Origin of the sequence: Roseovarius sp. BRH_c41 (assembly GCF_000961715.1) — a bacterium.
GTDB lineage: Bacteria > Pseudomonadota > Alphaproteobacteria > Rhodobacterales > Rhodobacteraceae > Roseovarius.
In genome coordinates this window covers 173,589-182,955 of record NZ_LADY01000020.1, presented here as the reverse complement: position 1 = coordinate 182,955, position 9,367 = coordinate 173,589, and the positions used below count along the sequence as shown (strand labels likewise).

Annotated in this window: 11 protein-coding genes; 8 read left to right on the top strand and 3 right to left on the bottom strand. The window is 59.6% G+C overall.

Annotation, left to right across the window (positions count from 1 at the left end; translation table 11 throughout):
- Positions 1–259 precede the first annotated feature (259 nt).
- The 7 genes from VR71_RS06480 to VR71_RS06450 are packed head-to-tail and all read left to right on the top strand — an operon-like array spanning position 260 to position 5,694.
- The gene (locus VR71_RS06480) at positions 260–961 is read left to right on the top strand and encodes a response regulator transcription factor (RefSeq protein WP_040650264.1); all 702 of its coding nucleotides are present in this window, start codon (positions 260–262) and stop codon (positions 959–961) included.
- Positions 961–2,676, top strand: coding sequence for a sensor histidine kinase (locus VR71_RS06475; protein WP_009815670.1), 1,716 nt, complete (start codon positions 961–963; stop codon positions 2,674–2,676). Before VR71_RS06480 ends, VR71_RS06475 begins: the two co-directional genes overlap by 1 nt.
- Positions 2,677–2,680: 4 nt before the next feature.
- Positions 2,681–3,118 carry an HPr kinase/phosphorylase gene (locus VR71_RS06470; protein WP_045682208.1) on the top strand — a complete coding sequence of 146 codons (438 nt, stop codon included), beginning with the start codon at positions 2,681–2,683 and terminating at the stop codon, positions 3,116–3,118.
- A gap of 11 nt (positions 3,119–3,129) precedes the next feature.
- Positions 3,130–4,059: an RNase adapter RapZ gene (gene rapZ, locus VR71_RS06465; protein ID WP_009815668.1), complete on the top strand. Its 930-nt coding sequence runs from the start codon at positions 3,130–3,132 to the stop codon at positions 4,057–4,059.
- Between the two features lie 14 nt (positions 4,060–4,073).
- Positions 4,074–4,466: a PTS sugar transporter subunit IIA gene (locus VR71_RS06460; protein ID WP_009815667.1), complete on the top strand. Its 393-nt coding sequence runs from the start codon at positions 4,074–4,076 to the stop codon at positions 4,464–4,466.
- Positions 4,467–4,482: 16 nt separating this feature from the next.
- Positions 4,483–4,758 (top strand): HPr family phosphocarrier protein, encoded by a 276-nt coding sequence (locus tag VR71_RS06455; protein WP_009815666.1) that lies wholly within the window; start codon positions 4,483–4,485, stop codon positions 4,756–4,758.
- Positions 4,759–4,806: 48 nt separating this feature from the next.
- Entirely contained in the window at positions 4,807–5,694 is an 888-nt protein-coding gene (locus VR71_RS06450) for a lysophospholipid acyltransferase family protein (protein WP_009815665.1), read from the top strand.
- A 3-nt stretch (positions 5,695–5,697) separates the two neighbouring features.
- On the opposite strand, the gene VR71_RS06445 is transcribed toward VR71_RS06450, so the two are convergent.
- Entirely contained in the window at positions 5,698–6,573 is an 876-nt protein-coding gene (locus VR71_RS06445) for a 3-hydroxybutyryl-CoA dehydrogenase (RefSeq protein WP_045682171.1), read from the bottom strand.
- Between the two features lie 161 nt (positions 6,574–6,734).
- Here VR71_RS06445 and VR71_RS06440 point away from each other — a divergent pair, with 161 nt between their 5' ends.
- A complete protein-coding gene (locus VR71_RS06440; RefSeq protein ID WP_045682169.1) occupies positions 6,735–7,568 on the top strand; it encodes a DUF6473 family protein in 834 nt (277 codons plus the stop codon).
- A 49-nt stretch (positions 7,569–7,617) separates the two neighbouring features.
- Here the strand turns inward: VR71_RS06440 and VR71_RS06435 are convergent, their stop codons facing one another.
- Together VR71_RS06435 and VR71_RS06430 are read right to left on the bottom strand one after the other, a co-directional pair.
- Positions 7,618–8,544 (bottom strand): FAD-binding protein, encoded by a 927-nt coding sequence (locus VR71_RS06435; protein WP_045682205.1) that lies wholly within the window; start codon positions 8,542–8,544, stop codon positions 7,618–7,620.
- On the bottom strand, positions 8,544–9,302 hold the full coding sequence (locus VR71_RS06430) for an electron transfer flavoprotein subunit beta/FixA family protein (protein ID WP_045682167.1): 759 nt from the start codon (positions 9,300–9,302) through the stop codon (positions 8,544–8,546). Before VR71_RS06430 ends, VR71_RS06435 begins: the two co-directional genes overlap by 1 nt.
- Positions 9,303–9,367: the final 65 nt, after the last annotated feature.

Genomic DNA, 9,367 nt, shown 5'->3' with positions numbered 1-9,367 from the left:
CGCTTATGTGAAATAATAGGGCGGTTTCATGCAGTTAGCGCAACCAAGCGCAAGTTAGCGCAACCAGACGTATGTTAGCGAGAACGCGTCACCGCTTTGACGGGTTAAGTGAGTCAATTTAGCCATTATCAAGATATTTTTGCGTCAATAGCCGATGGCCTTGGGTCTGATTCGCAGATTTGGATTGATAACGAAGCGGGAAACAGAGCATAGTGGCATAAAAAATGCAGGTAATCTGAGCAGTAAAAGGAATAGAGTTATGTCTAGGATCGCCCTCGTGGACGATGACAGGAATATTCTGACATCCGTTTCCATGACACTTGAGGCCGAAGGCTTTGAGGTTGAAACGTATAATGATGGACAACAGGCGTTTGACGCCTTTAGCAAGAAGCTGCCCGATATGGCTGTTCTTGACATCAAGATGCCGCGCATGGATGGGATGGACCTGCTCCAGCGGTTGCGGCAGAAATCGCAGATGCCAGTGATCTTTCTCACCTCGAAGGATGATGAGATCGACGAGGTTCTGGGTTTGCGCATGGGCGCGGACGACTATGTGAAAAAGCCGTTTTCCCAGCGTCTGCTGGTCGAGCGGATACGGGCGTTGTTGCGTCGACAGGATGCCGTCAACGGCCATGTCGTGGTCGAGACCGAAGAGACCAAGGTGATCGAGCGTGGCAATCTGGTGATGGACCCGCTGCGGCATTCGGTGAGTTGGAAGGGACAGGACGTGTCGCTGACGGTGACAGAGTTCCTGCTGCTTCAGGCGCTGGCCAAACGCCCCGGTTTCGTCAAGAGCCGCGATCAACTGATGGATGTCGCCTATGACGATCAGGTCTATGTCGATGATCGCACCATCGACAGCCACATCAAGCGTCTGCGCAAGAAGCTGCGGATGGTCGATCCCGAGTTTTCGGCGATTGAGACGTTGTATGGTATCGGGTACCGGTACAACGAGGAATAATGGCGCTTGCCGAGAGGATAGGGGTGCGGAACGTGCAGCCGCGTAAGGACAATGATCTTGTTCTTGGCGATGATTTTGTCGCACCCGATCGTCTGGATGAAGGCGAATTGAACGCCCGTCGCGCCAAGCGCGGCTGGTTCAGTTTTCGCGACTCCTCGCTCACGCGCAAAATCATCACCTTCAACCTGATTGCGCTCAATGTGCTGGTTGTCGGTATCCTCTATCTCAATTCCTCACGCGACAATCTGGCGATGCAGCGCGCCGATAGTCTGATGGTGCAAACGGCGTTGATTGCCAACGTGGTCGAGGCGCGTATCCCCGAAGGGGCACCTGTGAGTTTTGTGACCGGCGACGGGGTGGATATGACCTCAACGCTGGAACATCTCGATATTCAGACGGGAACGGAACTATTGCTGTTTGATCGCACCGGCATGTTGGTCGGGCGCAAAGAGGGTGAAACCCGGCGGATGGATCGTGCCGCAGACCTGCCCGCGACGCCGATGACGGATTTTCTCAGCCGACTTTGGGAGCGAATTTCGAGCCCGTTTTCGGGGCTTGACCGGGCAGATGGCAACCGCAGTGTCGAGGATATGGCCCGTGACATGGTCGACCTTACGGTCGGAGGCGGTGGCGTGCAGATGCAAACTGCGGAAACCGCACATGGCGTTGTGCTGACCGTGGCAGCCCCCGTCATGCAGGGCGATACGCCCATTGCCGTGGTGGCCCTCGTGAATGCAAGCGGCGAGATCGACAAGCTGGCCCGTGTAGAGCGCGAGCGCGTGTTGCAGATGTTTCTGATCGCCACGCTTGTGTCGGTGGGGCTCAGTCTGATCCTGGCCTCGACGATTTCCAACCCGCTGGCCGATCTGGCTGCGGCGGCCGAAATCGGGCGGGACCGCAATCGTGGAAAAGGTGCAACGGGGCGCATTCGCATTCCGGACCTGACCGCGCGCCCGGACGAGATTGGTCGTCTGAGCGGCGCATTGCGTGGCATGGTTTCAGCGCTCTATCACAGGATCGACGGCAATGAACAATTCGCCGCAGATGTGGCGCATGAGATCAAGAACCCGCTGGCCAGCCTGCGGTCGGCAGTGGGCACAATGCGGATTGCCAAACGCGAGGATCAGCGTGAGCGGCTCCTTGAGGTGATCGAACATGATGTGCGCCGTCTCGACCGGCTGGTGAGCGATATCTCCAACGCCTCGCGGCTCGACAGCGAATTGGTCAAGGAAGAGCAGGAATCCTTTGATCTGCTCAAGATGTTGCAGAACCTTGGCAATTATCTGGGGGAAGAGGCGCAGAAGAACGGGATCGAGTTCATCATGGATTTCCCGTCTCAACCCATCGTGATCACCGGATTGGAGGGGCGATTGGCGCAGGTTTTCGTTAACCTGATCACCAACGCCATCAGTTTCTGTGAAGACGGAGACGCGATCCGGGTCTGGGCGCGCCGGCGGGCCAATCGGGTGCTTGTGGTGGTCGAGGATACCGGGCCGGGTATTCCCGAACAGGCGCTGGAAAAGGTATTTCAACGGTTCTATTCCGAGCGACCTGAGGGCGATTTCGGCAATAATTCCGGTCTTGGTCTGGCGATTTCCAAGCAGATCGTCGAGGCCCATGATGGCGTGATCTGGGCCGAGAATATTCGGCCTACCCATGCTGATGCCACTTCTGATCCGCTCGGGGCGCGGTTTGTCGTGGGCTTGCCGGTCTGAACCGGTGACGGACGCAGGTGACCCAAAAGACGAAATCATCCACGCCACCTGCGTGGCACATTCAGGGCGTGCCGTGTTGATCCGGGGTGCCTCGGGGCGAGGCAAGTCCGGCCTTGCGCTGCAACTTCTGGCGCTTGGGGCCGAGTTGGTCGCCGATGACCGCACGCGGATTTGGCCAGAGAACGGGCGTATCATGGCGGATGCGCCCGACACCATTCGTGGCCAGATCGAGGCGCGCGGCGTGGGAATCCTGTGTCTGCCCTGCGTTGGGCCGCAGCCAGTCTCTCTGATCGTCGATATGGATGCCGAAACCAGCGAGCGGGTGCCGGCGCTGGCGCAGGCCGAAATTATGGGCCTGAGTGTGCCAATTCTGAAAAAAACCGCGCATGCGCATTTTCCAGCTGCGATCCTGCTATATCTGAAACACGGAACGCTTGTCTGAAGGAGCCATTCATGTCCGCCGCCTCTGACACGGCCTCCGACCCGGAGGAGGCACGCCACCGTCTTGTTCTGGTCACGGGTCCCTCTGGAGCGGGGCGCAGCACGGCGATCCGTGCGCTGGAGGATATGGGCTATGAAGCCATCGACAACATGCCGCTGTCGCTCTTGCCACGACTGCTGGAAAGGCCGCACCCGGACAAGCCTCTGGCGCTTGGGATCGACGTGCGCAACCGGGACTTTTCTACAACTGCGCTGATCGAGGTGATCGACCGGAGTGATTGGCATCCCGGCGTGCCCTTGCAGGTGCTCTATCTCGATTGCCGCGCCGAGATCCTGCAACGTCGGTTTTCGGAAACGCGGCGGCGTCATCCTCTGGCACCCGACGAGACTGCGGACGCCGGGATTGCGCGTGAATTCGATTTGTTGTCTCCAGTGCGCGCACGGGCTGATATGTTGATCGACACATCCGATATGTCACCGCATGATCTGCGCGCCGAGTTGGAGCGCTGGTATGGCGCGGGTGGGGCGCATCGGCTTGCGGTGTCGGTCCATTCCTTTTCCTACAAACGCGGTTTGCCACGCGGGCTCGATATGGTTTTCGATTGTCGGTTCCTGCGCAACCCCTATTGGCAGCCGTCGCTGCGTGGGTTCGATGGGCGCGCCAAAGCGGTGGCGGCGCATGTCGAGGGAGATCCGCTCTTTGCGGAGTTTCGCCGTCAGGTGACAGAGTTGGTTGCGCTCTTGCTGCCAGCCTATGAGACTGAAGGCAAGGCCTACCTGTCTATCGGGTTTGGGTGTACGGGCGGGCAGCATCGCAGTGTTGTCATGGCAGAAACTTTGGCGGCGACCCTTGCGAAAGACAGCTGGCAGGTGTCAATAAGACACCGGGAACTGGAGCGGCGTGGCGGGGCGGAGGCCTCGAGTCACGCCTCTGATGTCTGAGGAGTGGGACAGTCTTGATCGGGATCGTGATCGTGGCGCACGGCGGGCTGGCCAGTGAGTATCTCAAGGCCGTTGAGCATGTGGTCGGTCCGCAGACTGGAATCCTTGCCATTTCAATCGAGAGCGAGCACGACCGCACTGCCAAGCAGAACGAAATCTGTGCTGCTGCGGATGCGGTTGATACGGGCGGGGGTGTGGTTCTGGTTACGGATATTTTTGGCGGGTCCCCCTCAAATCTGTCGCTGCGCGCCTGTCGTCCCAATGATCGCCGTATCCTCTATGGGGCAAACTTGCCGATGTTGATCAAACTGGCCAAAAGTCGACACATGGCGCTATCCGATGCGGTGCGCGCTGCGCTGGAGGCGGGCCGGAAATACATCGACAGTCATAATGTATCAGAAGAGTGAGGAGGCGAGGGTGAGTATGGACAAGGTGACGCGCCAGATGAAGATCGTCAACGAAAAGGGGTTACACGCCCGCGCTGCCGCAAAACTGGTGGAAGTGGTCGAGGGATTTGACGCCCGCGCCGAGGTGTCGTGCAACGGGCAGTCGGCCTCGGGGGATAGCATCATGGGGCTTTTGATGTTGGCAGCGGCCAAAGGAAGCACTATTGACGTCGAAATCGTGGGGCCGGACGCAGCACCTTTGGCCGAGGCGGTTGCGGCCTTGGTGGCTGACAGATTTGGTGAGACCATGTAAGCGCACGAGATCAATCGGCGGTGACATGAGCGGGACAGGAACAAAGCAGTGAATTCCAAGGCACAGCCAGATCCCGGCGCAGACGCCGGTCAAACGGTCCTCTTTACCAAATATGACCGTCGCAGCCTGACCTATGCCAACAGCTTTGACAGTGGGCCGACCTCTTTTATCATTCGCATGATGGAATGGATGACGGGCAAGATCACCATCGTCCGCATGATCCGCAAATTTGAGAAGCGGGGCGCGCCGACAGGTCAGGCATTCTGGCGGGCGGCGCTTGATACGATGGGCATTCCGTTGCTGACACCGGATGCCGAGGTGGCGCATATTCCGCTGGACGGGCCGGTTGTGGTGGTGGCCAATCATCCGCATGGTCTGGTGGATGGCATGATATTGGCCGATCTGATTGGACGGCGGCGCAGCGATTACAAGATCCTGACACGCGCTCTTTTGACCGGAATCGATGAGGTTGCGGCCTCTTACATGATTTCCGTGCCCTTTCCGCATGAACCCGATGCGCAGCGAAAATCGGTCGAGATGCGGGCCAAGGCGATGGCCCATCTCAAGGAGGGCGGAGTGATCAGCGTGTTTCCGTCCGGGGTTGTGGCGTCGAGCGATACGATGTTCGGACCTGCGGTCGAGCGGGAATGGAATGTCTTTACCGCGCAGATGATCCGACGTTCGGGTGCCAAGGTGGTGCCGATCTTCTTTCCGGGGGCCAATTCCCGCTGGTATCAGATGGCCAATCGCATTTCGGCCACGTTGCGGCAAGGGTTGTTGCTACATGAGGTGGTCCATAGCTGCAACCGACCGCAGAAGCCCATCGTCGGCGCGCCGATCAGCGACGAGCGTATGGCCATGCTGGACAGCGACCCACGCGGGTTCATGGAATGGCTGCGGGCCCACACGCTCTCGCTCGGTGAGGGCCGCAGCTAGAATCTAGCGCGTGGGAACCGGCGTTTCGCCGCGATAATCGTAAAAGCCGCGCCCGGTTTTGCGACCAAGCCAGCCCGCCTCGACATATTTGGTCAGCAGGGGGCAGGGGCGGTATTTCGTGTCCGCCAATCCGTCGTGCAGCACATTCATGATCGCAAGGCAGGTGTCGAGCCCGATGAAATCCGCGAGTTCCAGCGGTCCCATCGGGTGATTGGCCCCCAGTTTCAGGGATTCGTCGATGGATTTGACGTTTCCGACCCCTTCATAGAGCGTATAGACCGCCTCGTTGATCATCGGCATCAGGATGCGATTGACGATGAAGGCCGGGAAGTCTTCGGCTGACGCGGCGGTCTTGCCCAGCTTCTCGACCACGGCGAGACAGGCGTTATAGGTGTCCTTGTCGGTGGCGATGCCCCGGATCAGTTCCACCAATTGCATCACGGGGACTGGGTTCATGAAATGAAACCCCATGAATTTCTCTGGCCGGTCCGTGCGGCTGGCCAGCCGCGTGATCGAGATTGATGAGGTGTTCGAGGTCAGGATCGTATGGGGCTCGAGATGCGGCAAAAGCTCATCGAAGATTGCCTGTTTGACCGCTTCACGTTCCGTTGCAGCCTCGATCACCAGATCGGTTTTGCCCAGATCGGTGAGGGTTTGGGTGGTGACGATCCTGGCAAGGGCTGCTTCCATGTCGTCTTGCGTGATTTTGCCACGGCTGACCTGACGTTCCATGTTTTTGCGAACCGCAGCCAAGGCACGCTGCAGCGCCTCGGCACTGATGTCATTGAGCAGCACGTCATAGCCTGCGACGGCCATGACATGGGCGATTCCGTTGCCCATCTGGCCTGCCCCGACCACACCGATTTTCGCGATTTCCATCTGCCAGATCCTCGTCCGATTGCTGCGCCAGCATAGGCTTCGGCGGGGGCGGGCCGCAAGGGTCGGTGATGGGTAAAATAATCCGAGAATTGGTCGTTTAGCTTTTTAGCAAGATGAATCGGTCACTCCTTAATCCGGGTGAGTATATCAAGGTGGGTTTCATGGCATTTGAACGCATGGGGCTACGGCCCCTCGACTATCGGCCTGTCCGCTACGACGGGTCCAAGTTGGAGTTTCGTGGTCCGCAACGGACATTGAGTGGGGATTTCATCGCCTGTCTTGGCGGCACAGAAACCTATGGCACCTTTATCGACCGGCCCTATCCTGATCTGATGGAACGGTCGCTGGGTCTGTCCTGTGTCAACTTCGGCTGGCCCAATGCCGGGGTTGATGCATTCCTCAAGGATGAGGGGCTGCTGCGGATGGTCTCTCGCGGGCGGGCGGTGGTGTTGCAGGTGCCCGGCGCCATGAATCTTTCCAATCCGTTCTACAAGGTGCATCCGCGACGGAACGACCGCTTTCTCGAGGCGACACCGCGGTTGCGGCGTCTTTATCCAGAGGTCGATTTCACCGAGTTTCATTTCACACGGCACATGATGCGGCGGCTGGAAGATATATCGACCGACCGCTTTGCCGTTCTGCGCGAGGGGCTGCAAGAAGTGTGGGTGGAGCGTATGCAGGTCCTCCTGCAAGAGATCGACGCGCCCGTGATCCTGATGTGGTTTTCACGGCACGCGCCGGGTCTGGGATATCAGTCCTCTGGTGTGGCGGATGATCCGGCCTTTGTCAGCCGTGCCATGCTGCGCGCGGTGGGCGGCGGGGCGGCCCATGTGGTCGAGGTGGTGATCAGTGACGAGGCCTGTGCGCAGGGTACGCGCGGCATGCGCTTTGGCGCGATGCAGGAATCCGTCGCCGCCGACCTGCCGGGTCTTCTGGCGCATTCCGAGGCGTCGCGGGCGGTGTCGCCTATTCTGGAAGCACTGCTGGCTCAATGAAAAAACCCGCGCCGGTGAGGCGCGGGTCTCAATGCGGCTTTGAGTCGCCTCAGAGCTTCTCGGTCAATTCCGGCAGGGCGGTAAAGAGGTCCGCCACGAGGCCGTAATCGGCGACTTGGAAGATCGGGGCTTCTTCGTCCTTGTTGATGGCGACGATGATCTTGCTGTCTTTCATGCCGGCCAGATGCTGGATCGCGCCCGAGATGCCCACGGCGACATAGAGGTTGGGGGCCACGACCTTGCCGGTTTGCCCGACCTGCCAGTCGTTCGGCGCATAGCCCGAGTCGACTGCCGCGCGGGATGCGCCGACAGCGGCCCCAAGTTTGTCCGCGAGTTTTTCAATCAACGCGAAATCGTCCTTGGAGCCAACGCCGCGCCCGCCCGAGACCACGATCCCGGCTGAGGTGAGTTCGGGACGGTCCGAGGCTGCAACCTTGTCCTCGATCCATTCGGAGAGGCCGGGGTTGGCCGCCGCTGAAATGGTCTCAACCGGGGCTGCCGCCTGTTCGCCCGCCGCGTCAAAGGTCGAGGTGCGGAAGGAGATGACCTTTTTCGCGTCACGCGATTTCACGGTCTGGATCGCATTGCCAGCATAGATCGGACGCTCGAATGTGTCGGCATCGACCACGCCCGAGGCGTCGGAGATCACCATCACATCCAACAACGCGGCGACACGCGGCAGCACGTTCTTGGCGTCGGTTGTGGCGGGGGCCACGATATGGCTGTAGTCCCCGGCGAGCGACACGATCAGCGCAGCCGTTGGCTCTGCCAGACGGTGCCCAAGCGAGGCATCCTCGGCCACCAGCACTTTTTTCACACCGGCGATCTTGGCCGCAGCGGCCCCTGCCGCAGCAGCCGAGGCCCCACAGCAGAGCGCGGTCACATCGCCCAGTTTGGCCGCGGCCGTGACGGCCTTGGCGGTGGCGTCGAGCGCCAGTTCCCCATCGGTGACTTCGGCGAGAAGAAGAACGGACATCATACGGCTCCCACTTCCTTGAGTTTCGCAACCAGCTCGTCGACCGAGCCGAGGATCACACCGGCTGCGCGCGAGGCGGGCTCTGATGTGCTGGTGATTTCAAGCCGGGGCGTGACATCGACGCCGTAATCGGCGGCGGTTTTCTCGTCCAGCGGCTTTTTCTTGGCCTTCATGATATTCGGCAGCGACGCATAGCGCGGCTCGTTCAGGCGCAGATCGACCGTGACGATGGTGGGCGTCTTGACCTTGATGGTCTGCAAACCGCCATCGACCTCGCGGGTGACAAGGGCTGTGTCGCCGTCCAGATCGAGTTTCGAGGCGAAGGTCGCCTGTGACCAGCCCAAGAGCGCCGAGAGCATCTGGCCGGTAGCGTTCATGTCATTGTCGATCGCCTGCTTACCGCAGAGCACGAGGCCGGGCTGTTCTTCTTCGACGATTTTCGCCAGAATCTTGGCCACGCTCAACGGTTCGATGTCCTGATGGACATCGTCAGCGGCAATCACCAGGATGGCGCGATCCGCCCCCATGGCCAGCGCCGTGCGCAGCGTTTCTTGCGCCTGTTTGACGCCAATGGAAACCGCGATGACCTCATCGGCCTTGCCCGCTTCCTTCAGACGGATCGCCTCTTCAACCGCAATCTCGTCAAACGGGTTCATCGACATCTTCACATTCGCAAGATCGACACCGCTCCCGTCCGCCTTCACACGAACCTTCACGTTATAGTCGATCACACGCTTGACAGGCACGAGTACCTTCATCGGCATGGTCTCCCTTATGGTGGTGAAGAGCCGGAACGACTCTTCGGCTTAACTATCCTGCGCGT